Below are 24276 nucleotides of genomic sequence, written 5' to 3' on the forward strand. Positions count from 1 at the left end.
AAAAATCAAGGCTTGTCGACGATCATGCGAAAACTCGCGTAATGGTCTTGTGTGTAGTAACAGGTCTGTGGATTTCGGGGAACCTGGCCACCGCAAACGATGCGCCGCGCTCCGCGATGCTTCACCCCAGGTGTTCTGACGGTGTATTCACGGTAAAACCCACGCATTTCGCGTGGCAGAATCCGCTCACGGTTGCCAAAAACTGTCCCGTCCTTTTCATGAGGAAAAGGACCCCCCTTGCGGATGAGTTGGTACGTTTCTTGGCCTTCTCGCGGCAAATCTGTCACCGACAGGGTCGGTGAAGTTTGGGCTTCGGTGGCTGGACGGGCCTGCACCAAAAAAGTGCAAATTGATAACATCAACCCCAAAAGCACCGGCATCCAGCGCTGTGGGGCAGCGATTTGTCGCGCCACCTTCATGAAAACACCTTTCAGAAGTCCCCGGGTTAACCCGAACACTCGAAGGCGCTAGTGTGAGGCAAACGACATAAAAAAGCAAGCGAATGCCCAATAAACAGGCAAAGCCTGTCTGGGCATTCCAAGGTCAAGTTAGCGCTTGCTGTCGTTTTATGGCTTAACGTGCAGCGTTGGCGTCTGCAACGGTGAGGGCTGTCATGTTCACAATCCGGCGCACCGTGGTGCTGGATGTCAGGATGTGAACAGGCTTGGCAGCACCCAACAAAACAGGTCCCACAGCAATGTTGCCGCCCGCTGCCGTCTTGAGCAGGTTGTAAGCAATGTTGGCGGCATCGATGTTTGGCAAAACCAACAAATTCGCATCGCCGATCAAGCTGCTGTTGGGCATGATGGCCTGCCGAGCTGCTGTATCCAATGCCACGTCGCCGTGCATTTCACCATCCACTTCGAGCCAAGGGGCGTTCTTGCGCAACAACTCCAGCACGTCACGCATCTTGATGGCGCTGGGCTGGTTGGACGAACCGAAGTTCGAGTGTGACAACAAAGCCGCCTTGGGCTTGATGCCGAAACGGCGCATCTCTTCGGCCGCCATGATGGTGAACTCGGCCAATTGCTCGGCCGTCGGGTCGTAATTCACGTGCGTGTCGACCATGAAAACCTGACGCCCAGGCAGCATCAACCCGTTCATGCAAGCGTAGGTGTTGACGCCTGCGCGCTTGCCGATGACTTGATCGATGTAACTCAGGTGCATGGGGTTGGTGCCCCAAGTGCCACAAATCATGCCGTCCACATCGCCTTTGTGCAGCAGCATGGCACCGATCAACGACAAACGGCGGCGCATCTCGATCTTGGCGATCTGCTGGGTGATGCCTTTGCGCTCGGTCATGCGGTGGTAGGTCTGCCAGAAATCGCGGTAGCGGTGGTCCATCTCGACGTTGACCACATCGTAGTCCAGCTCTTCTTTCAAACGAAGACCAAATTTTTCGATGCGCTCGGCGATCACGGCAGGGCGACCGATCAGGGTTGGGCGGGCAATGCCTTCATCGACCACAATCTGCGCAGCGCGCAACACGCGTTCTTCTTCGCCTTCGCTGTAAGCGATGCGTTTTTTCAGGGCGCGTTTGGCGGCCGTGAAAATCGGCTTCATCATGGTGCCCGAGGCATAGACAAAGCCTTGCAACTTCTCGCGGTAAGCGTCCATGTCGGCGATCGGGCGGGAGGCCACGCCACTGTCGGCTGCGGCTTGCGCAACGGCAGGGGCGATCTTCATCATCAAGCGCGGATCAAACGGCTTGGGAATCAGGTACTCGGGGCCAAACGCCAGTGGCTCGCCCACATAAGCTGCCGCCACCACTTCGCTTTGTTCGGCTTGTGCCAGCTCGGAAATGGCATGCACCGCCGCAATTTCCATCTCCAGTGTGATGGTGGTTGCACCGCAGTCCAAAGCGCCCCGGAAAATGTAGGGGAAGCACAGAACGTTGTTGACCTGGTTGGGGTAGTCGGTGCGGCCCGTGGCCATGATGGCGTCGTCGCGCACGGCCTTGACGTCTTCAGGATCGATTTCGGGGTTGGGGTTGGCCAAGGCAAAAATCAGCGGCTTGGCCGCCATGGACTTGACCATGTCCTGCTTGAGCACGCCGCCTGCCGACAGGCCCAAGAACACGTCAGCCCCGGCAATGACTTGCGCCAGCGTGCGGTGCTCGGTTTTTTGCACGAACTGAATCTTGTCCTCGTCCATCAACTCGGTGCGGCCTTCATAGACCACACCCGCCAAGTCAGTCACCCAAATATTTTCACGCGGGATGCCCAACTTGACCAGCAAACCCAGGCAAGCCAGCGCAGCAGCGCCCGCACCCGAAGTCACCAGCTTGATCTTCTTGGGGTCTTTGCCCACGATCTTCAGACCGTTCAGGATGGCAGCGCCCACCACGATGGCGGTGCCGTGCTGGTCGTCATGAAAGACCGGAATCTTCATGCGCTCGCGCAGCTTGCGCTCGACATAAAAGCAGTCAGGCGCCTTGATGTCTTCCAGGTTGATGCCGCCAAAAGTCGGCTCCAGCGCGGCGATGATTTCAACCAGTTTGTCCGGGTCTTTTTCGTTGATCTCGATGTCGAACACGTCGATGCCCGAGAACTTCTTGAAAAGCACGCCCTTGCCTTCCATGACCGGCTTGCTGGCCAGCGGGCCGATGTCGCCCAAACCCAGCACAGCCGTGCCGTTGGTCACCACGCCCACCAGGTTGCCCCGACTGGTGTACTTGAACGCAGCGGCAGGGTCCTTGACGATTTCTTCGCAAGGGGCGGCCACACCGGGCGAATAAGCCAGCGCCAAATCATGCTGGTTGACCAACTGCTTGGTGGCAGCAATGGCGATTTTGCCGGGGGTCGGGAACTCGTGGTATTCGAGGGCCGCTTTGCGCAACTGGGCGCGTTTTTCTTCGGCTTGAACCTTGTTGGTCATTGTTGTGCTCCGTGAGAGGGGTGTGCCGTCATGGCCGAAGGCCTTCGGTAACCGCCGTGAATTTTGTGGGTTCTGTCAATCCGCAGGGTGACAGATGGGCATCGGTTTCATTGTAGACCCCGGATTAAGAGGGTTTGACTGTGCAAATGTTCACCGCAAGTGAGTTGGCTTTTGACTTTTGGACACAAGTGATCACCCGTCAGCGCAGATGCTTCCAGGCTTTGTGCTTCAAGGCCTGCGCCACGCTGATGGATCGAGGGCCTGCGATGACAGCAAAGTGGGCCCCTGTTTGCAACAAGCCCGGCTGGTCCACCGCCAAATAAAACCCGCAGCGCCCGCTTTGCACCATGTCTTTGGCCGCTTGGGTGTAGCCCATGACGGCGTTGAATTTGCCGCAAGGCTCGCGCGGCTGCGTCACGCGCAAGACCACATCGCCAAAATCCAGGCTGTCGCCGATGAACAGGTCTTCTTCCAGCAGGCCTTGCAGGCTCAGGTTTTCGCCCAGGTAACCGGGGGCCAGTTTTTCTTCGAACATCGTCGCGCCGTGCACTTGGCGTTGCGCTTGCCACCAAGACAGGTGCTCTGAAGGCAAGGCATAAACCGCCTTGCTCAAGCCACCATGCACCGAGAGGTCGGCTTGCTCGTCACCGGCCAAGCCCAAAGGGCCCAACACGACCGCGTCGGTCACCGGGGTTTTGCCAATGGCCGACATGAGCTTGCGCCCGCCCACCATGAGCGGCTGAACTCGGCCTATCTGCACCGACAGCACGCGGCCGCATTGAACACCCGTCATGCAGCTCAGCCCTTCATCAGGGCTTCGATCTCATCTGCCTTGACCGGCACGCCGCGTGTGATCAGCTCGCAACCCGTAGCCGTCACGATGGCATCGTCTTCGATGCGGATGCCGATGTTGTGGAACTTTTCAGGCACGCCCGGTGCAGGGCGCACATACAGGCCTGGCTCGATGGTCAACACCATGCCCGGCTGCAGGATGCGGCTGGGGCGGTCTTTGATCAGCTCGCCGCTCAAAGGGTCTTTGCGCTCGCTGATCTGGCCCACCTGAGAGGGCTCGACATAGCTGCCGCAGTCGTGCACGTCCATGCCCAGCCAGTGGCCGGTGCGGTGCATATAGAACTGGAAATAGCTGCGGTTGGCGATCACGTCTTGCGCGTTGCCCACCTTGTTCTTGTCGAGCAGGCCAACGTCCAGCAGGCCCTGCGCCAGCACGGCCACGGTGGCCTCGTGCGGGTCCACAAACCGCGCACCGGCTTTGGTCGCGGCCACGGCCGCGTCTTGCGAGGCCAGCACCAGGTCGTACAGCGCACGCTGCGGCCCCGTGAATTGGCCGTTGGCCGGGAAGGTGCGGGTGATGTCGCTGGCATAACCATCGAGCTCGCACCCGGCGTCGATCAGCACCAGATCGCCATCGCGAATCAAGGCGGTGTCGGCGCGGTAATGCAGCACGCAAGCATTGGCCCCGCCCGCCACGATGGAGCCATAGGCCGGGTACTGCGAGCCGTGCTGGCGGAACTCGTGCAGCAACTCGGCATCGAGGTGGTATTCGCGCACCTCTTGCCCGGTGCGCAGCATGGCGGCGCTGCGCTGCATGGCGCGGATGTGGGCGCGGGCGCTGATGGCCGAGGCACGGCGCATGATGTCTTGTTCGTGTGCGTCTTTGACCAAGCGCATCTCATCAAGCAGGCTGCACAGGTCGCGTTGCTGGTCGGGACACAAAGCGCCGTAACGCACGCGTGCGCGCACCGACTGCAGCCAGCCGTCCACGCGGCCTTCCAGGCCCGCATGGATGGCAAACGGGTACCAGACGGTGCTGCGGTTTTCGAGCAGCTTGGGCATTTGCGCGGCCAACTCGGCCGACGACATGGCCCGGCTTACACCCAAAGCGGCGGGCACGGCATCGGGGCCCAAACGGATGCCGTCCCAGATTTCGCGCTCCAGGTCTTTGGGCTGGCAAAACAGCGTGGTCTCGCCCTCGGCCGTGATCACCAGCGTGGCATGCGGTTCGGTGAAACCGGTCAGGTAATAGAAGTAGCTGTCGTGCCGGTACAGGTAGTCGCTGTCCCGGTTGCGTGAGCGCTCAGGCGCCGTGGGGATGATGGCGATGCCGCCAGCACCCAGTTGGGCAGCCAGGCGGGCGCGGCGGTCGGCGTAGATCGTGTGAGAGGTCATTTGTGCATTGTAGGAGGCCACCCCTGTGGCCGAATGCGCGCGGCCTTAACCCTATTCGCGAGCAGGGGCTCGCTCCCACAGGGCCAACCGATCTTGTAGGAGGCTGCCCCTGCGGCCGAATGCCTGAGGGACACTAGACCCGTTCGCGAGCGGGGGCTAGCTCCAACTAAAAGCGAGACCTTGAGATGTCCTGGCCGTGGTTCAACTGCGCCAGCCGCTCCGGCGTGCCCACATCGGTCCAGGCACCCTCATACACCTCGCCAGTGACTTGCCCCAGGTCCATGGCGGCACGCAACAGGGGCGCCAGCGCCAGCGCCACCCCTTGCGGGTTGCCTGCGGGCAGGCCGCAGTCGGCAAAAAAAGCCTGCTTGTAAAGCGCGATGGTGCTGAAGGTGTGGTCGCAGCCAGGTGCGCCTTTGGGCAGGTTGAGCACCCGGCCCGTGGCCGACAAGCCAAAGTCACCGCCTGGGTTGTGCGCGGGGTTGGGCACCAGCCACAGGTGGGCCAGCATCTCGCTGGCAGCAAAACGCTGAACCACTTCGGCGCTGAACACGAAGTCTGGCGCAAACACATCGCCCGCCACCACCCAGAACACCTCGTCCAGCTGCGGCAGGGCGCGCACAATGCCGCCCGCCGTTTCCAACGCTTGGCCAAAGTCCTGGCCTTCGTGGGAATAGGCGATCTGCACTTCGGGCAAGCCGGGCCAAGCGATTTGGTTGCCAAAGTGCGCCGGGATCTGCTCACCCAACCACGCGGTGTTGACCAGCTGGCGGGTGAAGCCGCCCCGGGCCAGCGCCTGCATGGGCCACTGCATGAGCGGCTGGCCACGCACGGTCAGCAGGGGCTTGGGGGTGGTGTCGGTCAGGGGGCGCATGCGCTCGCCTCGCCCAGCCGCCAGCACCATCGCTTGGGCTGCAGCGCGCGTTTTCTGTTCGGAAGCAGGGGAATTCATGCCGCGATGTTGCCATGTTCCGTACGCATGTTGTCGCTCCAAGATGCCATTGAACAGCCACCAGACCGCCCAAATGGCCAAAGAAGGCGGTCCGCAACCGCTAAAATCCGGGTTTTCCAGAATACTTCCCCGGAGCTGCCCACATGGCAAACACACAGCAAATGGCCAACGCCATCCGCGCCCTCGCAATGGACGCTGTTCAACAAGCCAACTCCGGTCACCCCGGCGCGCCCATGGGCATGGCTGACATGGCCGTCGCGCTGTGGGGAGATCACCTGCAACACACCCCCAGCAACCCCCACTGGGCCAACCGCGACCGCTTTGTGCTGTCCAACGGCCACGGCTCGATGCTGATTTATTCGGTGCTGCACCTGACCGGCTACAAACTGCCGATCGAAGAACTCAAGAACTTCCGCACCCTGCACAGCAAAACCGCTGGCCACCCCGAAGTGGGCGTGACGCCCGGCGTGGAAACCACCACCGGCCCGCTGGGCCAAGGCATCACCAACGCCGTGGGCATGGCACTGGCCGAGAAGATGCTGGCTTCCGAGTTCAACAAAGACGCCCACAAGATCGTCAACCACCACACCTACGTGTTCCTGGGTGACGGCTGCCTGATGGAAGGCATCAGCCACGAAGCCGTGGCACTGGCTGGCGCCTGGAAGCTCAACAAACTGATCGCCCTGTACGACGACAACGGCATCTCGATCGACGGCAAAGTCGCGCCTTGGTTCATCGACAACACGCCCCAGCGCTTTGCCGCTTGCGGCTGGAACGTGATCGATGCCGTGGACGGCCACGACGCCGCTGCCGTGTCCAAGGCCATTGCCGCCGCCAAACACAGCGCTGACAAGCCCACCCTGATCGTCTGCAAGACCGCCATCGGCAAGGGCTCGCCCAACCGGGCCGGCACCTCCAAGGCCCACGGCGAGCCGCTCGGCGCCGAAGAAATCAAACTCACCCGCGAAGCCCTGGGCTGGACGGCCGAGCCCTTCAAGATCCCCAAAGAGGTTTATGCCGACTGGGACGCCAAGGCCGCTGGCAAAGCCCGCGAAGCCGAGTGGAACAAGGCCTTTTCCGCCTACAAAGCCGCCTTCCCAGCGCAAGCCAAAGAGTTCGTGCGCCGCATGAAGGGCGAGCTGCCCAAGAACTTCAACCAAGTGGCGTTTGACGCCGTGGTGGCGGCCCACACCAAGGGCGAAACCGTGGCCAGCCGCAAGGCCAGCCAACTGGCACTCGAAGCCTTCACCGCCGCCCTGCCCGAAATGCTGGGTGGCTCGGCCGACCTGACCGGCTCCAACCTGACCAACACCAAGAGCACCCCCGCCTTCCGCGTGGACCTGGCCGGTGACGTGGTCAAGACAGCAGAAGGCCAGATCGGTCGCCACATCAACTACGGCGTGCGCGAATTCGGCATGGCCGCCATCATGAACGGCGTGGCCCTGCACGGCGGTTACATCCCTTACGGCGGCACCTTCCTGACCTTCAGCGACTACAGCCGCAATGCGATTCGCATGGCCGCGCTGATGAAGCAGCGCGTCGTGCACGTGTTCACCCACGACTCCATCGGTCTGGGGGAAGACGGCCCGACCCACCAGTCCATCGAGCACGCCGCCAGCCTGCGCCTGATCCCCGGTCTGGACGTGTGGCGTCCGGCTGACACGGCCGAAACCACTGTGGCTTGGGCCGTGGCGTTGCAAAACGCGAACCGCCCATCGGCCTTGCTCCTGAGCCGCCAGAACCTGGCTTACTCACCCAAGAGCGATCTGGGCGACATCAGCCGTGGCGCGTATGTGCTGTCCGAGCCCGAACAAGTCGGCATCAAGAAGACCCATGGCGTGATCATCGCCACCGGCTCTGAAGTGCAACTGGCCCTGGCCGCGCAAAAGCTGCTGGCCGAGCGCAAGATCGGTGTGCGCGTGGTCTCCATGCCCAGCACCAACGTGTTTGACCGCCAGGACACCGAATACAAGCAAAGCGTACTTCCCGCAGGCCTGCCCCGCGTGGCGGTCGAAATGGGCTCCACCGACGGCTGGTGGAAATACGGCTGCGCCGCCGTGGTCGGCATCGACACCTACGGCGAGTCGGCTCCTGCGCCTGTGCTGTTCAAACACTTCGGCTTCACCGCCGAAAACGTGGCCGACACCGTCCACGCTGCACTGCTCAAGGCCTGACAAGGCACGCTGACCGGCTGACCTGAATCCGCGCCCGGCGCGCCGATTCAGGTTGCGGGATCAGGCTCACGCAAGGGTCCTGGTTTCAAATCCGGTTACGTAACGGTTTCGTAACTTTCTCCTGAGGCATTCACCATGACCATCAAGTTGGGTATCAACGGATTCGGCCGCATCGGCCGCCTGGCCCTGCGCGCCGCCCTCAAACACGGCTACGACGACATCCAGATCGTCGGCATCAACGACCCCAAGCCCGCCGACTACCTGGCTTACATGCTCAAGTACGACAGCGTGCACGGCCGCTTTGATGGCACGGTGGACTTCACCGAAGACACCCTCATCGTCAATGGCAAGAAGATCAAACTCTCGCACGAGCGCGATGCGCACAACCTGCGTTGGGGCGAAATGGGCGTGCACACCGTGCTGGAATGCACCGGCCACTACCTGACCGAGCCCACCAGCCAGATGCACATCTCCGCAGGTGCCAAAAAAGTCGTGATCTCGGCCCCGTCCAAAGACAGCATCCCCATGTTCGTCTATGGCGTGAACCACAAAAAGTATGCGGGTGAGGCCATCGTGTCGAATGCGTCATGCACCACCAACTGCCTGGCCCCCGTGGTGAAGGTGCTCAACGACAAATGGGGCATCAAGCGCGGTTTGATGACCACCGTGCACGCTGCCACTGCCAGCCAGATGACCGTGGACGGTTCGTCCCGCAAAGACTGGCGCGGTGGCCGTGGCATCTTGGAAAACATCATCCCCAGCAGCACCGGCGCAGCCAAGGCCGTGGGCGTGGTCATCCCCGAGATCAAGGGCAAGATCACCGGCATGGCTTTCCGCGTGCCCACATCGGACGTGTCGGTCATTGACTTGACCGTCGAGCTGAACAGCGACGCCAGCTACGCCGACATCTGCGCCGAAATGAAGGCCCAGAGCGAAGGTGCACTCAAGGGCATCTTGGGCTACACCGACGAGAAGGTCGTCTCTACCGACTTCCGTGGCGAGCCCTGCGCCAGCGTGTTCGATGCGACTGCCGGCATTGCCCTGGACAAGACCTTCGTCAAGATCGTCGCCTGGTACGACAACGAATGGGGTTACGCCAAGCAGTGCCTGGAAATGGTGCGCGTGGTGGCCAAGAAGAAGTAAACGCCGTCAAGGCCCCACATACACCGGCGCAAACCCGCCGCCGGGTGTTCTGAAATTGGTGGTTTGGCCTTGGTACAAACGGGCAGCCAGTGACTGGACTTGCCCGTTGTACACGTAATTGCGCACATCGAACTTGAGCACTTGACCTGCATCGCCGGTCGAAATGGTGCGCTCACCCGGGGCCACCAATGCTTGCGCAATGTAGCCGCCCGCTGCAATCTCGGCCCAAACGCGGTGGGTCAATTTGTCGCCGCGATAGGCCGCTTTGCCGCCATAGCCCGCAAAGGGCTTGAAGAAGTACCGCTTGCGCTGGGCCCAAAACTGCTCGGCGTTGTCGGGGGTCACCACCACGGTTTGTGGAATGCCTTGCAGCAAAACAGCTTGCGTGTCCGCAGGCACGCCCATGGCCTTGAGCGTATCGGCGTTGGACAGCAGAGCCAGATTGCGCTTGTCGGCCAAAAGCGCGTGCGCCTGCGGATGCGGCGTCAACACCACCGCATCCTGCAAATAAGCTTCGCGCAAATGGTCGTGCGCGGGGTCGGTCAATGCAAAGTCGGTCAAACGGTTGTAGACCAAATCAATGGCGACGCCATCGCACCAAAGCTTGTTGCCCTGCCACACCAGTTGCGCAGGATCGGCAATGACCGCCTGCACGCCGTGGCGCTTGAACAAACTCTGAAACAGCAAGAATTCCGGGTACAGGTACTGCTGCCTCGGTGACGCATCGACGATGGCGACGGTTTGCAAAGGACGTGAAGGCTGGCACAGCCGCCATTCGTTTTGAAACATCGCCACAAAAGCCGCTTCCAGCGCATCCGCCTGCGCGGCGGTCGGCACCCACGCCTCAATCTCGGGACAACACGCACGCTGAGCGCGTGCCAGCAAGGCATTGAGCAAGGCGCCACCCGCGTTGGTATTGACTTCAATCAGGCCAAAGCTGCCGGGGCCTTGCGCATCGGCATGCACATGGAAGTCATAGCCCATGAAAACGCTTTTGGCACGCGTCGGGTGCCGCGCAATCGGGTCTGAGCGGTGCAACACTTCTTCGCGGTAAGACGGCAAAGCCACCACCGACTCCAAAGCCGAAATCAAACGGGCCATGCGTTGCACTTGCGCTTGCGGAATCACCACCGGGCGCGCTGAAAACATCGAAGGCAGCCTGTCACGCACCAAATCAAACAGCGCAGGGTTGCCGATATCCGTCGCCATGGTTTGCGCCAAAGCCTGGTCATCCAGACTGATGCAGAAGCATTCACGGTTGAAGTTGTCGGCGTTGATGTGTTCGGTGTTCACGTAAGCAGTCCTGGCAGATGGTCTGACTTGATTGTCTATCCAACTTCACATGCCGCCAAAAACTGCATCACTTTTAAAGCGTGCGCCACAGCACCCACGCTGCGAGACGTCATTGAATTTGCTTTGTTGAGCACGCCGGATTTGACACACGTCATCGCTCTGTTCGGCGGCTGAATAGCAGCGAATGCGTCCGTTAAATTCCGTTACGCTGAACGGCTGTTAACGGCCAATAGCAGTCAGCAGCATGGTCGCCTTGAAAATACGAAAATGATGGATTGATAAGTGAGTCAATACGTGTTCGTGTCTCTGCATTGCCATCTGCATGTCAAATAATTTGATCTAATGACCGAGACCCTGATATCTCTTGCTTGTGCATGTTGATGCGCCTTCAATCATTCACAAAAATCATCTTGATGCAGGGATGGATTCAAGGACATACAAAGATGGCTTCTCAAAATCTCCCAGCAATTGCCCCAGATGAATACGACCTTTCACGTGAACTGACTCAACAACTTTTGGCTAAAGCTCGATTGAAACGATTTGCCAGGGGCGAAAGTCTTTTTCACCAAGGCTCAGCGCCCGACGCGGTCTATTTTGTGAAGTCAGGTGCTGTGCAGCTGAGCAATTCGTCATCAGCTGGCAGAGAGGCAGTTTTGGGTATCGCTGAGGCTGGCATGTGGTTTGGTGAATTGACTCTGATCATTCAAAAAGAGCGCGTACACGACGCCAAAGCGCTGGTCCCGACGGAATTGATGGTGGTATCTAAAACGCACTTCTTTGATGTGGTCAAGGACAACAAAGAATTTTTGCGCGAGCTACTGCACTTGGTGTGCCGTCGCTACAAATGGGCCATCGAAAGGATCGAAGCCACCATTCTTCGGCCTGTACCGGTTCGTTTGGCTGACCGTTTACTGGCAGAACTTGACATGGCTCAACACACATCCGCAAGCCATCCGATCGAGCTCAATTTGTCACAAGAACAGCTCGGCCGCATGTTGGGGGCCTCTAGGCAGACAGTCAACCGCTTGCTCAAGCAGTGGGAGTCGGAAAAAATCCTCACCTTGACCTACGGTCGCATCCAATTGCACAGTCTGTCGGCATTGCGCCAGATCGTGGCAGAGTCTTGAGGCGCAAGCACCGGGTTGCGGAAGTACAAAACCAAACCAGGTGCTTTCGCCCTCTCAAAACGAGTTTGAGCCATGATCTGCCACTTTTCATACAGCGATGCAGTGGTGAATCGCTGCATGATTGCATTCATCACTGCGTGATACGGATATTGGCAGCTTTTGTGATGTCTGCGTAAATGGCTGCGTCGGTCTTGATCACCTGTGCAAACTCTTCAGGCGTACCACCACCAGGCGCCACTCCCATGGCTTTCAGGCGTGCCTGCACGTCAGGCATTTGCAGGACGGCATTCACGTCTTTGCTGATCTTCTGTGCAATGGTGCTGGGCGTGCCGGCTGGCAAAAACAGTCCGTGCCAGCCCATGGGCTCAAATGATTTGTAACCCAGCTCCGTGAAAGTGGGGACATTCGACAACTCCGGGGGACGTTGGGTGCCCGCAACAGCCAGAGGCCGCAAGTTTTTCATGTGCGGCAGTGCCGAAGGAATATCGATGAATGCGCTGGGCAGCTGATTGCCAATCAGGTTGGTGATCATCGGAGCCGAACCCTGGAAAGCTACATGCGTCAAATCCAGCCCGGTTTGTTGCTTGAACAGTTCGCCATTCAAATGCGCTGCGCTGCCGATGCCGTAACTGCCATAGCTGCCTTGCGCAGTCTGGGAACGGGCCAGATCGATGAACTCCTTGAGCGTCTTGGCAGGCGAGCTGGCTGGGACGACGAAGAGGTTGTTGGTCTTCAAGGTCACAGTAACAGGCTGCAGGTCTTTCAATGGATCGTAGGGCAGCTTCTCCATCATGGATGGCTGCTGAATCAGCACCGTGTTGTGATACAGCAAGGTGTAGCCATCGGCCGCCGTTCTGACCACTTGCTGTGTGCCGATGATGCCTGACGCACCGGGTTTGTTGTCCACCACCACGGGCTGGCCCCAAGCCTGTTGCAGCTTGTCTGCGATCATCCGAGCCACGGCGTCTGAACCACCGCCAGCGGGGTAAGGCAACACGATTTTGACGGGCTTGTTGGGATAAGTTGATTGCGCGAATGTTGCGCCGGATGCGCAAAATCCCGCGATAACGAGTGCAAGTGTTGCGAAATGTACAGAGCGGCGAGAAAAGCGAATCATGGTTATGTCTCCTTGGTTGAGTATGTTGGAACAGGTCAGGGAAATTCAGGTTTTGGCTTGCGCCGCCAGCATGCGGTCACGTCGATCTTTCATCGCAGGAAACAGCTCGTACGGGAACTCTGGTGTGACTTGATTCAGAATGTTGTCCGAGCGAAGCTTGAACAAAGCCAGGCCTTCGGGACTCGGGAAGATGTAAAAACATCCTTGCTCAATGGCCTTGAAAGTAATCTCGGCCACTTCTGTCGCAGTGATGTTTCCCTGCGCCACGGCTTGCTGCGCGGCCGCTAAGGAAGCCATTTGCGCCTTGGTGGGTGGTTTTTCGTTCAGAAGATGCGCAGGTCTGTTGCGATCGGAATTGCCAATCGCAGTAGGGACATAGGAAGGACAGAGCACAGCTGCCCTGACTTGAGGGGACACTAGCTGCAAGTCATAGTGCAGGCACTCCGACAGTGCAACGACCGCATGCTTGGAGACACTGTAGATGCCCATGCCCGGGCCTGCCAGGATGCCCGCCAAAGAGGCGGTATTGACCACGCAGCCCTCGTAGGCTTTGTCTGAGGCTGCTGCTGCCAGCATTTTGGGTGTGAAGCTGCGCACCCCATTGACCACGCCTTTGAGGTTGATGCCCAGCAGCCAATCCCAGTCTTTTTCTGTGCTTTCCCAAACCGGGCCAGACGATGTCACCCCTGCGTTGTTGAAGACCACATGGATGGCACCGTAATGGGCTTCTATTTGCTCGACAACGGTTTGCATCGCTGCAGCATCCGAGACATCGGCGGTGATGCCCAACGCTACGGCGCCCATCTGGTGCAATTCATCCACAGATTGGGCCAAGGCATCGCCTTGGATGTCGAGCAAAGCCAATTTCATGCCGCGCTTGGCGGCGGCCATGGCCAGTGCTTTGCCAATGCCCGAGCCACCGCCCGTGATGACGGCCACTTTTCCGGTGAAGTTTTTCATGGTTGATTTCCAGGGTGTGATTGATCAAGCGTGCTGTGCGTGTTGGGCTGCAGCCGTGTAGACAAAAATCTCATCCGAGAAGTCCACGTTCGGCAGGACTTCGCTTTCATACAGGTAGTCCTGGCTGTGCTGCCATTCCGGTTTGCTGCCGCGTTTGGGCATGCGGTCAACGCCGCGCAAGACATAACCAGCGTTCATGTCCTGCAGATCGGTCCACGGCAGCAATTGCATGTCGGTGTCTTCTGCACGGATGGCCGGTTGGACACTGGCCAAATTTCGCTCTTGCATGTGTTGCAACAACTTGCAGACAAATTGGGCAATGAGTTCGGCGCGCAAGGTCCAGCTGTAGCGCCCATAGCCGTAAACCCATGCCATGTTGGGAACACCGGTGAACATGATCCCTCGGTAGCTGACCGTCTCTGCAAAGTTGACAGATTGGCCATCCACCGAAAACGGAATTTCTCCCATCACGGACAACTCAAAACCCGTGGCGGTGACGACGACATCGCAATCGACGCGCTCACCACTTTTCAGCTGGATGCCCTTGTCATCGAAATGCTCGATATGGTCGGTGACCACCGAAGCCTGGCCTGAGCTGAAGGCTTTGAACAAGTCACCGTCAGGCACAAAAGCCACCCTTTGCTGAAATGGTCTGTAGGGCGGGGTGAAATGTTTATCGACATCAAACCCTTCAGGCAGGCAAGCCTTGACACCTGCGATCAGGTGTTTCTTCATCACATCGGGATGGCTTTTGGCTTTCTCAATGATGTCGGCACGCTCCCGAACGACTTTGCGGCGCATGATTTCGTGAATCCACGTTTCATCAATGCCCAGGCTGCGCAACTCTTCGGCCAGTGCATCGCTGTTGCGACCCGTTGCAAAGTAAGTCGGCGTTCTTTGGAGCATGGTGACATGCGCGCATTGCCCGGCCATGGCGGGGATCAGTGTGGCCGCTGTCGCACCAGAGCCAATGACGGTGACGCGTTTGTCCGTGAGATCCAAGTCCTCAGGCCAGTTTTGCGGGTGAATCACCTGGCCCTTGAAACGGTCCATACCCGGCCATGCGGGCGTATAGCCATGGCTGTGGCGGTAGTAGCCTTGGCACATCCAGAGAAAATTTGTCTGGATGTTCATCCGTCTCTGACCTCCAGCGCTCTCGACCTCCAAAGACCAAGTGTTCGATGCGCTTGACCAATCGGCAGAACGGACGCGGTGCTTGTAACGGATGTGGGGTGCCAGATTGGCGTCCGCGATCACGGAGCCCAAGTAATCCAGAATCTGCTGCCGGGTCGCAATTGGATTGCCGATCCACGGTTTGAACCCATAACCGAATGTGAAGAGGTCACTGTCTGACCGGGTGCCTGGGTAGTTGTGGATGTGCCAGGTGCCACCGAATGTTTCCAGTGACTCCAAAATCAGAAATTGCTTCTCGGGAAACGCTTGGCGTAACGCATGAGCACTGCATATGCCTGAAATACCGGCACCAACAATAACTACATCGTATTGCTCTGCGTCCTTGTCTGAATTTTTCTTATTTGGGGTGTTTTCAATCATGCTGCGAACCTTGCTGAAGTACAGCTTTTGCTGTGACTTCAGTTTGGTGGCAAGGGCATGGGTAAGACTGTCGTGTTTGAGCAGTCTGAGGAATTCCAGTTTTTTAGTTGGATCTCATAGATCAATCGAATCGATCGGATGTGCCGATAACAGGCCTCACTGCAATTTTCGCGTGACCAATCGCTTTCAATGAAATGACAACGCTGAAAAAATAGCTGAAGGACTGCTTTGGGTCGTTAGCTGCCAAATAACTGCCCCATATCAGTAGCCAAATCGTAGAGGCAAGCCGACACCACCAGAACTGATGACGCCCTGTCAGTCCAAAAAATGGGGGGCTGTCACTGAACATCAGCATCTTGAGTGACGCAAACTGGCAACTTCAGTGACGTTCCGCATCTGGAACTTCCACTCCAGTTACAAAACCAGAACAAACCCACATCAACTGCCCATCATGTAACAAAGTTTCATAAATTCGCATACGATGGTTACATCGGCGATTGCCCCACAAAGGGAGCCGCTGCCTCTGACACATCCAACGAAAGTGAGACCCACATGACCACAAGGATCGGTATCAACGGATTTGGCCGCATCGGCCGCATGGTGCTGCGCGCAGCGGTGCAGAACTTCAATGACATCGAGATCGTTGGCATCAACGACTTGCTGGAGCCTGATTACCTGGCCTACATGCTGCAATACGACAGCGTGCATGGCCGCTTCAAGGGCACGGTAGCCGTGGAGGGCAACACCTTGGTGGTGAACGGCAAAAAAATCCGTCTGACGCAAGAGCGCGATCCGGCCCATCTGAAATGGAACGAAGTCGGTGCCGATGTGGTGATCGAATCCACAGGCTTGTTCCTCGACAAAGACAGCGCAGGCAAGCACTTGACTGCAGGTGCCAAAAAAGTCGTGATGTCTGCGCCATCGAAAGACGACACGCCTATGTTTGTGTACGGTGTGAACCACGACACTTACGCAGGCCAAGCCATCATCAGCAACGCCAGCTGCACCACCAATGCGCTGGCCCCCATCACCAAGGTGCTGCATGACAAGTGGGGCATCAAGCGCGGGCTGATGACCACCGTGCACGCGGCCACCGCCACGCAAAAAACCGTGGACAGCCCAAGCAACAAGGACTGGCGCGGCGGTCGCGGCATTCTGGAAAACATCATCCCCAGCAGCACCGGTGCAGCCAAGGCCGTGGGCGTGGTGATCCCGGCCATCCAAGGCAAGCTGACGGGCATGGCGTTTCGCGTTCCCACGTCAGACGTGTCGGTGGTGGACCTGACGGCCGAGCTGGAAACACCCGCCACCTATGCCGAAATTTGCGCCGAGATGAAAGCGCAAAGCGAAGGCGCTTTAAAGGGTGTGCTGGGCTACACCACCGACAAAGTGGTCTCGACCGACTTCCGCGGCGAAGTCTGCACCAGCGTGTTTGACGCCGATGCAGGCATTGCGCTGGACAGCACCTTCATCAAGGTGGTGGCCTGGTACGACAACGAGTGGGGTTACTCGAACAAATGCCTGGAGATGGCGCGGGTGGTCGGGCGCTGAGGTGGATGGATCAAGCCACCTTTTCTTTCGACACCAAATAGTCCAGCGCCGAAAACCCGGCAGCACGCTCAATCACTTCACCGGCCGCCAGCATGCGGTCTTCGCGGAATTTGGTGCTGACGATTTGCACCCCCACGGGCAGGCCGTTCACCAGACCGGTGGGCACCGAAAGGCCCGGCAGGCCGAGTGTGGCCGTGCTGAGCATGGGGGCTTGTGCCAACAGAATTTGCGCGGTGCGCTCGGCTGAACGCTGGTCGTCGTCGATCGGGAATTGCCGCTCCCACGAGTTGGGCATCAGCAGCACCGGATACTGCTCAAAAAACACGGCCCAGTCGCGGGCGATGTTGAAGCGCAGGGTCAGTGCTTCCAGATACTGATCGCGATCCCACGTGGGGTTGATGGCCATGTAATGGCCCAAAGCCGTGCGCAGCGCATCGTCGCCCTTGTCCATCATGAAGGCCTCCCCTGCACGGCGCATGTCGTTCATGACCATATGAAACTGCATGGCCGAGACCTCGGCAAAGTGCGGTGGCTCGACCTCTTCCACGGTGTAGCCTGCGGCTTGCAGCCACTGGGCTGCCTGGTCGACGGCAGCGCTGGCCGTGGGGTCAACGGGCGAATGTGCCCAGCTGCGAAACACCGCCACGCGGGTGGGCTCGCGGGCATCAGCCCATTCGAGCGGCGCGGGTGTCCACTGCGGGTCCAAAGGCGAGCCTTGTGACATCACCTGCAACGCCAAACGTGCATCGGCCACCGTGCGGGTGAGCGGACCTTGCACCGACATTTGCTGGTTGCTGATGATGCGATGGGGTGCACTGGCTTTGTAGGACGGCACGCGGCCCACCGTGGTGCGCAAGCCCACCACGCCACAGGCCCAGGCCGGGTAACGGACCGAGCCGCCATAGTCGTTGCCGTGTGCGATGGCGCCCATGCCCATTGCCGTGGCAGCCGCGGCCCCGCCGCTGGAGCCACCGGGGGTGACGCGCGCATCAAACGGGTTGAGCGTGCGGCCGTGGTGTTGGTTGTCGGTGAACCAGCGCAGCGAAAACGCCGGGGCGTTGTTGCGGCCCACGATGATCGCGCCCGCTTGGCGCATCGACTGGACAAGCGGTGAATCGGTTTGGGCGATGTTGTCTTTCAGCGCGACCACGCCCTCATCGGTGGCCTCGCCTTGCACGTCGATGTTGACCTTGATGGTGACGGGCACGCCGTGCAGCGCACCCAGCGGCTCGCCACGGGCTTGCGCGGCATCGGCGGCATCGGCCGCTTGCAAGGCTTTATCAGGGGTGACGCTGGCCAGGGCATTGACCTGCGGGTTGGCCACCGCAATGCGGGCCAGCACACTCTCGGTGGCGGCGCGTGCGGTGGTTTCGCGGCGGGCGATGCGTGCGGCCAATTCGGTGGCACTGAGTTGCCAGAGTTCGGTGGTCATGGGGAATGTTCCTTCAGTCTTTCAGGTAGCGTTGGGTCAGCAAAGCCCAGAAGGCCGCGCCCACGGGCAAGATGTCGTCGTTGAAGTCATAACCGGGGTTGTGCACCATGCACGCGTGCGCTGGCTGGCCTTCGCCTGCGCCATCACCCGTGCCATTGCCGATCATGAAATAACTGCCGGGGCAGTGTTCCAGCATGAAGGCGAAGTCTTCGCTGCCCGTGAGTGGGCGACCTTGGCGGGTGATGCGTTCGGCCCCCAGCAGTTCGGTGCCCACTTGGCGGGCCAGCTCGGTTTCCCAGGGTGTGTTCACCAACACCGGGTAGTCGCGCTTGTAGTCGATGTGCGCCTGCACACCCAGGCTTTGAGCCTGCGCCGTGACCAGCGTGGTGATGCGTTCTTGCAGCAGGTCGCGCACCTCGCGGTCAAGCGATCGCACGCTCAGCTCCAGCCGGGCGCTGGCGGGGATCACGTTGTTGGCTTTCCCCGCGATCAATGAACCCACGGTAATCACGGCGGTGTGCTGTGGGTCCACATTGCGCGAGACGATGGTTTGCAAAGTGATCACGATGGCCGCTGCCGCCACGATGGGGTCTTGGGCGCGGTGTGGCATGGCGCCGTGTCCACCCACCCCCGTGAGGGTGATGGTGACATCGTCGCTGGAGGCCATGGCCGGGCCTTCGATGAACACCAGCTGACCCGCAGGAACGCCGGGCATGTTGTGCGCGGCAAAAATCGCATCGCACGGAAAGCGCTCGAAGAGGCCTTCTTCGATCATGATCTTGGCACCCCCTGGGTGCTCTTCGGCGGGCTGGAAGATCAGGTTCAGCGTGCCCGAAAATTCGACCTCTTTCGCGATGTATTGCGCGGTCGCCATCAGCATGGCGGTATGCCCGTCATGGCCGCAGGCGTGCATCACGCCGGCGTGCACGCTGCAGTGCGCCAAGGCATTGGCCTCGTGGATGGGCAGTGCGTCCATGTCGGCTCGCAGGCCTAGGCGTTTGCTGCCGCTGCCGCGCTGCAACTGAGCCACCAAGCCGGTGATCGCCAGGCCGCGCGTGACGGTGTAACCCCAGCTTTGCAACTGATCAGCCAGCAGCTGCGAGGTGCGAAATTCCTGCAGGCCCAGCTCGGGGTGGCGGTGCAAATCGTGGCGCAGCGCCACAAAAGGGGCCGCACGCGTTTGCAGGGCGTGCAGCACGCTCATTGGGCTTCCAGCTTGATGGACTTGGCAATGCCTTGGTAGAGCTTGACCTCATCGGCATACACCTGCGCGGTCTGATCCAGGCGCAAGGCTTCGCCTACGTCTTGCCCCATGGCGGTCATGGTGTTGCGGAAATCAGCATCGAACATGACCTTGGTCAGCGCCCGGTGCAAGGCCTCGACGATGGGTTCGGGCGTGCCTTTTTTGACGTAGTAGCCACTGCTGATGGTGTAGTAGAAACCTTTGAGTGCTTTGGCTTGATCCACCGTGGGCACATCCGGAATCAGGCGTTGCGGCTGGGGTGAAAGTGCGGCCAGAAATTTAGTTTTGCCCTCTTTGGCCATGGCCACATGGGGGGCGCCATAAGGCGTAATGAACAGGTCGATCTGACCGCCCAACAGGTCTTGCAGGATGGGGCCGCCGCCTTTGTAGGGCACATGCAGCATGTCAACGCCGATCTTTTTGGCCATTTCTTCACCCAGCAAATGGTAGAAGCTGCCGGTGCCCACGCTGGCGTAGTTGACGGGGTTGCCCGCCTTGGCGCGTTTGACGATCTCGGCCACCATCTCTTGCGCGTTGTTGGCCGGGAATTTCGAGCTGGCCACGATGGCCATCGGGGCCAAGGCCATGCGCTGGATCAGGCGAAAGTCTTCGGGCTTGTGTTTGACCGCTTTCATGGCCAGCGGGGCCAGGATCAATTCATTGGGGGAGCCTTGAAACAGGTAATACCCATCGGCTGGGGCGCTCAGGACTTTTTGGGCCGCGATGGCACCGCCTGCACCGCCCAGGTTTTCGATGATGACCGGCTGCTTGAGTTCAGCCGACAGCGCCACGTTGACCTTGCGAGCAATGAGGTCAGACAGGCCACCCGCCGGATACGGCACCATGAGTGTCACGGGCTTGCTGGGGAAGTTTTGTGCCTGAGCGGGTGCGCTGGCAGCCATGGCCATGCTCAGCAGCAGGCCCAAGGGTTTGAGCAGTTTCATGCGTGTCTCCATCTTCAAAATGATGGCGCGATGCTAGACCCGGCATGGGACAACCGAAAGACTGTCAATTTTCTTCATGACAACCACAGGTTGTCACTGGATTAAACTGCGTATCCATGAAACTGCACCAACTCCAGGCCCTGGTGGCGGCGGTCGAGCACGGCAGCATCCGCGCAGCCGCACGCGAATTGCACCTGACCCAGGCGGCCCTGACCAAGTCTTTGCGCTTGCTGGAAGAAGACACGGGGGTGGCCTTGTTGATCCGCAAATCAAGGGGCATCGTACTGACCGACGCGGGGCAGCGCCTGCACGCACGCGCCCAGCTGGTGATGCGCCAGATGGCGCTGGCGCATGACGAATTGCAACAGGCCCAGGGCGACCAAGAAGGCACAGTGCGGGTGGCGCTCACGCCTTACCTGATGCTCACGGTGTTGGGCGAGGCCTTTTTGTGGTTTCGCAAGCGCTACCCGCGCATTCAGTTGCGCCTGATTGAGGGCCTGGTGGCAAGGGTGTTGCCCGGTTTGCGTGACGGCACGGTGGACTTTGCCATCGTGGCCGACAGTGGCGATGTGACGCCGCAAGAGTTTCAGTGCACACGTTTGCAAAAGGACCAGCAGAAACTGGTGGTGCGTGCAGGCCACCCGGTGTTGCGCCAGCCCACGGCTGCCAAGCTGGCCGCGCTGGAGTGGGTCATGCCGGGCCCGTTTTCGCAAGGGCTGGACGAGGGGCTGTTGGCCATGTTCAAGCAAGCTGGTGTGCAACCGCCCAGCCAAATCACCCGCTGTGACGCGATGGCGGCGATGGCTTTGATCCGCCAAACCGAAGCCCTGAGTGTGATGCCCGCTCCGTTGCTAGCCCAGCCCGAAGGCCACGGTTTGGTGGAGTTGTCACTGCTGAGCATGCGCCCGCCGGACATCGAGCTGGTCTTGCTGTCACAGCCCGATGTGCCGTTGACACCCGCAGCCGCTTACTTTGCGCGATGCCTGACCGATGCGATCCATGCACATGCAAAGCGCTGAATGGCGCACGAATCAACGCAAGGGCATGAGCACGCTGGCCGTGCAACGCGCAGCCGCCAAATCCCAGCCACCCCACCCACAGCTCTTGAAAAAAACCGGGCCTTGTCTTGAGCCTGGGGTTTGGTGGATGGCACGCTGCCACACGGCCGTCTGACCCACCACATCGGCGAGCGTGGGCAAAGCGCTGACATCGATGCCCGCTTGTAACAAATCACCGGCTTCGTGGTCGGCATCGCGCGTGTCCACCACCAAGGTGCCTGTTTGGGCCAGGTGTTGGCAAACCTCGGCTGACCACTCCACCATGCGGGGCGTGAATGCACCCACGGCGGCCACAAAAGCATCGCTGCGCGGCAGGGCGGTCAGCACCACCTGTTGCGCAGGTGTGGTGCTGACGACCAGCGGGCAATCGGCCAAAGCCGAGTTCGGATCCTCAATGCGTTTGGCCTTCAGCCCCAAAGCTTGGGCGTGCGCCACCAGGGCATCGGCGCTGCTGGCACTGCGCGAGGCCACCCAAAACTCCTGCACGCCCAACCCTTCGTGAAACGCTTCGAGATGCGCCTGGCCTTGAACGCCCGCACCCACGATCAGCATCGGGCCGTCGCGGCGTGGGGCCAGTTTTTGCGCAGCAAGCAAGGACACCGCCGCGGTGCGCCGTGCCGTGACCGTGGGGCCATCGAGCAGGGCCATGCGTTGGCCCGTCTGCACGTCGAACACCACGATGTCACCCTGGATGGTGGGCAGGCCGCGCTGGGCGTTGGTGGGGATGAAGCTGATGAGCTTGGTGATCGCCACGCGGGCATCGGCCGCTGGCATCACGAACAGGCTGCCACCGCCGTGCAAGGCTTGCACGATGCGCGGCGGCACAGACACGCTCGGGTCTTGCAGCAGGGCCTCGATTTCACGGGCCAACACGGCGTAAGGCAATGCAGCGGCGGTTTGTTTGGGGCCGAAAACGGCAGATTGGGCGTGGGGCATGGGCAAGGGTTGTCTGGGTGGCGTGTGCCCTAGATTTTGCACCCCTGAAGCTTCAGGCACAGACCGCCGAGCTGCCCTGACGAAGCGCTGGCTTGACCGTGGTCTGCAGCAAAGTGCCAAACAGGTTCTTCGGGTCGGCCATGTGCGGGATCAGCGCCAGGCGTTCACCCAAGCCCTGTGCCAACGCCGCCTCGTGCATGAAGCGCAGGGCCGAAAAGTCTTCCAGGGCAAAGCCCACCGAATCAAACACCGTGATCTGGTCGTCGTTGTCGCGGCCGGTGCGCGTGCCACTCAGCACCTCCCACAACTCGGTCACGGCAAAGTCGGCGGGCATTTGCTGGATGTCGCCTTCGACGCGGGTTTGGGGTGTGAACTCCACAAACACCTTGGCGGCAGCGAGCACGCCAGCGGCCAGCTCGGTCTTGCCGGGGCAGTCACCGCCCACGGCGTTGATGTGCATGCCGGGCGCCAGCATGTCGGCGCTGACGATGGTGGCGCAGGCTTTGTCAGCGGTCACGGTAGTCACAATGTCGGCACCCTTAACGGCTTCGGCGGTGCTGGCACAGACCTGCAGCTTCAGGCCGCTGCTGCTCAGATTGGCCACCAGCTTGGCGGTGGCTTGCGGGTCGATGTCAAACAGGCGCAGCGTGTCGATACCCAGCAGATGCTGAAAGGCGATGGCCTGGAACTCGCTTTGCGCACCGTTGCCGATCAGCGCCATCACGCGGCTGTTCGGGCGGGCCAGGGTTTGGGCGGCCAGCGCAGACGTGGCGGCGGTGCGCATTGCGGTGGTCAGTGTCAGCTCGCTGACCAGCGTGGGGGCGCCCGTGGCCACATCGGCCAGCACGCCAAAGGCCATCACCGTGGACAAGCCGATGGCTGTGTTCTTGGGGTGGCCGTTGACGTATTTGAAGCTGTAGGCCGTGTCGTCCGAGATCGGCATCAGCTCAATCACGCCGTCTTGGGAGTGGTTGGCGACTCGGGCAGATTTGTCAAAGTCCAGCCAGCGCAAGAAGTCGGCACGGATGTGAACGACGATGCCTGTGATGCAGTTTTTGAGACCCAAGCGGCGCACCAGGGTCACCGCATCGGGGGCGCTCAGGTACAGGGGTTGCGTGGCAGGGTGGGTGGCGAAGGTGTTGTTCAGGCGGTTCATGTGCAGGCTGTTTCTGGTCGTTCAGACCTTGGTTTATCGGTGCAAGCAGTCTCCTGGAGTCAATTGGCAATGTAAATCGGCAAAAATATCCTGTTTTGCTATATTTATTGCCAAAATAACAGTCTTGAATGACAATTTGCCCCATGGATGACATCGACCAAGGCCTCATCGGCCTGCTGCGGCAAAACGCCCGCCTGAACATCGCCGACCTGGCCCACAAGCTGGGCGTCTCGCGCGGCACCGTCAACAACCGCCTGCGCAAACTCGAAGACAGCCAAGTCATCGTGGGCTACACCATCAAGCTGCGACCCGAAGCCGAGCCCGAGCGCATCAAGGCCTGGATGGGTGTGCTGATCGAGGGCAACACCACCCGCCAAGTGATTGCCAGCTTGCTGGGAGAGCCCGGCGTCGTGACGCTGCACGACACCAATGGCCGCTGGGATTTGCTGGCCGAAATCGAAGCCTCGTCGATGAAAGAGCTGTCCGAGGTGCTGGAGCGCATCCGCCTGATCAGCGGTATCCGCAGCACCGAAACCAACATCCATCTGGCGACTTACCGTTAAGCGCAAGGC

20 protein-coding genes are annotated in these 24276 nt (G+C 59.9%); 6 read left to right on the forward strand and 14 right to left on the reverse strand.

Annotation, left to right across the window (positions count from 1 at the left end; genetic code table 11):
* Positions 1 to 5: 5 nt before the first annotated feature.
* The 5 genes from B9Z33_RS02905 to B9Z33_RS02925 all read right to left on the reverse strand — a co-directional run bounded on the left by B9Z33_RS02905 (position 6) and on the right by B9Z33_RS02925 (position 6016).
* Positions 6 to 419, reverse strand: coding sequence for a ribonuclease domain-containing protein (locus tag B9Z33_RS02905; protein ID WP_108285499.1), 414 nt, complete (start codon positions 417 to 419; stop codon positions 6 to 8).
* 154 nt (positions 420 to 573) lie between these two features.
* Positions 574 to 2877, reverse strand: coding sequence for an NADP-dependent malic enzyme (locus B9Z33_RS02910; RefSeq protein WP_108285500.1), 2304 nt, complete (start codon positions 2875 to 2877; stop codon positions 574 to 576).
* Between the two features lie 199 nt (positions 2878 to 3076).
* Positions 3077 to 3670 carry an MOSC domain-containing protein gene (locus tag B9Z33_RS02915; protein WP_108285501.1) on the reverse strand — a complete coding sequence of 198 codons (594 nt, stop codon included), beginning with the start codon at positions 3668 to 3670 and terminating at the stop codon, positions 3077 to 3079.
* A 5-nt stretch (positions 3671 to 3675) separates the two neighbouring features.
* Complete coding sequence (locus tag B9Z33_RS02920; protein WP_108285502.1) at positions 3676 to 5064, reverse strand: aminopeptidase P N-terminal domain-containing protein; 1389 nt, start codon at positions 5062 to 5064, stop codon at positions 3676 to 3678.
* Positions 5065 to 5230: 166 nt separating this feature from the next.
* Positions 5231 to 6016, reverse strand: a complete 786-nt coding sequence (locus B9Z33_RS02925; RefSeq protein WP_233252709.1) for a nucleotidyltransferase family protein — start codon at positions 6014 to 6016, stop codon at positions 5231 to 5233.
* A gap of 143 nt (positions 6017 to 6159) precedes the next feature.
* Here B9Z33_RS02925 and tkt point away from each other — a divergent pair, with 143 nt between their 5' ends.
* Together tkt and gap (B9Z33_RS02935) are read left to right on the forward strand one after the other, a co-directional pair.
* Positions 6160 to 8190: a transketolase gene (gene tkt / locus B9Z33_RS02930; protein ID WP_108285503.1), complete on the forward strand. Its 2031-nt coding sequence runs from the start codon at positions 6160 to 6162 to the stop codon at positions 8188 to 8190.
* 135 nt (positions 8191 to 8325) lie between these two features.
* Positions 8326 to 9333 carry a type I glyceraldehyde-3-phosphate dehydrogenase gene (gene gap, locus B9Z33_RS02935; protein ID WP_108285504.1) on the forward strand — a complete coding sequence of 336 codons (1008 nt, stop codon included), beginning with the start codon at positions 8326 to 8328 and terminating at the stop codon, positions 9331 to 9333.
* A gap of 6 nt (positions 9334 to 9339) precedes the next feature.
* Here the strand turns inward: gap (B9Z33_RS02935) and B9Z33_RS02940 are convergent, their stop codons facing one another.
* Positions 9340 to 10626 (reverse strand): hypothetical protein, encoded by a 1287-nt coding sequence (locus B9Z33_RS02940; RefSeq protein ID WP_108285505.1) that lies wholly within the window; start codon positions 10624 to 10626, stop codon positions 9340 to 9342.
* Between the two features lie 443 nt (positions 10627 to 11069).
* Here B9Z33_RS02940 and B9Z33_RS02945 point away from each other — a divergent pair, with 443 nt between their 5' ends.
* On the forward strand, positions 11070 to 11753 hold the full coding sequence (locus tag B9Z33_RS02945) for a Crp/Fnr family transcriptional regulator (protein WP_158270167.1): 684 nt from the start codon (positions 11070 to 11072) through the stop codon (positions 11751 to 11753).
* A gap of 130 nt (positions 11754 to 11883) precedes the next feature.
* Here the strand turns inward: B9Z33_RS02945 and B9Z33_RS02950 are convergent, their stop codons facing one another.
* Genes B9Z33_RS02950 through B9Z33_RS02960 form a run of 3 tightly spaced genes read right to left on the reverse strand, consistent with a single transcriptional unit; the run spans position 11884 to position 15384 of the window.
* Positions 11884 to 12870 (reverse strand): tripartite tricarboxylate transporter substrate binding protein, encoded by a 987-nt coding sequence (locus B9Z33_RS02950; RefSeq protein ID WP_108285507.1) that lies wholly within the window; start codon positions 12868 to 12870, stop codon positions 11884 to 11886.
* A gap of 45 nt (positions 12871 to 12915) precedes the next feature.
* Complete coding sequence (locus B9Z33_RS02955; RefSeq protein ID WP_108285508.1) at positions 12916 to 13830, reverse strand: SDR family NAD(P)-dependent oxidoreductase; 915 nt, start codon at positions 13828 to 13830, stop codon at positions 12916 to 12918.
* Positions 13831 to 13854: 24 nt separating this feature from the next.
* Positions 13855 to 15384 carry an NAD(P)/FAD-dependent oxidoreductase gene (locus B9Z33_RS02960; RefSeq protein ID WP_108285509.1) on the reverse strand — a complete coding sequence of 510 codons (1530 nt, stop codon included), beginning with the start codon at positions 15382 to 15384 and terminating at the stop codon, positions 13855 to 13857.
* Positions 15385 to 15936: 552 nt separating this feature from the next.
* Between B9Z33_RS02960 and gap (B9Z33_RS02965) the strand changes: the two genes are divergently transcribed.
* Positions 15937 to 16935: a type I glyceraldehyde-3-phosphate dehydrogenase gene (gap, locus tag B9Z33_RS02965; protein ID WP_108285510.1), complete on the forward strand. Its 999-nt coding sequence runs from the start codon at positions 15937 to 15939 to the stop codon at positions 16933 to 16935.
* 10 nt (positions 16936 to 16945) lie between these two features.
* On the opposite strand, the gene B9Z33_RS02970 is transcribed toward gap (B9Z33_RS02965), so the two are convergent.
* The 3 genes from B9Z33_RS02970 to B9Z33_RS02980 are packed head-to-tail and all read right to left on the reverse strand — an operon-like array spanning position 16946 to position 20554.
* Complete coding sequence (locus tag B9Z33_RS02970; protein ID WP_108285511.1) at positions 16946 to 18367, reverse strand: amidase; 1422 nt, start codon at positions 18365 to 18367, stop codon at positions 16946 to 16948.
* A 13-nt stretch (positions 18368 to 18380) separates the two neighbouring features.
* A complete protein-coding gene (locus B9Z33_RS02975; protein ID WP_108285512.1) occupies positions 18381 to 19571 on the reverse strand; it encodes a M20 aminoacylase family protein in 1191 nt (396 codons plus the stop codon).
* Positions 19568 to 20554 (reverse strand): tripartite tricarboxylate transporter substrate binding protein, encoded by a 987-nt coding sequence (locus B9Z33_RS02980; RefSeq protein ID WP_108286115.1) that lies wholly within the window; start codon positions 20552 to 20554, stop codon positions 19568 to 19570. Before B9Z33_RS02980 ends, B9Z33_RS02975 begins: the two co-directional genes overlap by 4 nt.
* 116 nt (positions 20555 to 20670) lie before the next feature.
* Here B9Z33_RS02980 and B9Z33_RS02985 point away from each other — a divergent pair, with 116 nt between their 5' ends.
* Entirely contained in the window at positions 20671 to 21573 is a 903-nt protein-coding gene (locus B9Z33_RS02985; protein WP_108285513.1) for a LysR substrate-binding domain-containing protein, read from the forward strand.
* A 12-nt stretch (positions 21574 to 21585) separates the two neighbouring features.
* Here the strand turns inward: B9Z33_RS02985 and B9Z33_RS02990 are convergent, their stop codons facing one another.
* Together B9Z33_RS02990 and B9Z33_RS02995 are read right to left on the reverse strand one after the other, a co-directional pair.
* Positions 21586 to 22548 (reverse strand): delta(1)-pyrroline-2-carboxylate reductase family protein, encoded by a 963-nt coding sequence (locus tag B9Z33_RS02990; RefSeq protein WP_108285514.1) that lies wholly within the window; start codon positions 22546 to 22548, stop codon positions 21586 to 21588.
* A 52-nt stretch (positions 22549 to 22600) separates the two neighbouring features.
* Entirely contained in the window at positions 22601 to 23704 is a 1104-nt protein-coding gene (locus B9Z33_RS02995) for an ornithine cyclodeaminase (RefSeq protein WP_108285515.1), read from the reverse strand.
* Between the two features lie 143 nt (positions 23705 to 23847).
* Here B9Z33_RS02995 and B9Z33_RS03000 point away from each other — a divergent pair, with 143 nt between their 5' ends.
* Complete coding sequence (locus B9Z33_RS03000) at positions 23848 to 24267, forward strand: Lrp/AsnC family transcriptional regulator (protein WP_108285516.1); 420 nt, start codon at positions 23848 to 23850, stop codon at positions 24265 to 24267.
* Positions 24268 to 24276 lie beyond the last annotated feature (9 nt).

The organism is Limnohabitans sp. T6-20 (assembly GCF_003063505.1).
Taxonomy (GTDB): domain Bacteria; phylum Pseudomonadota; class Gammaproteobacteria; order Burkholderiales; family Burkholderiaceae_C; genus Limnohabitans_A.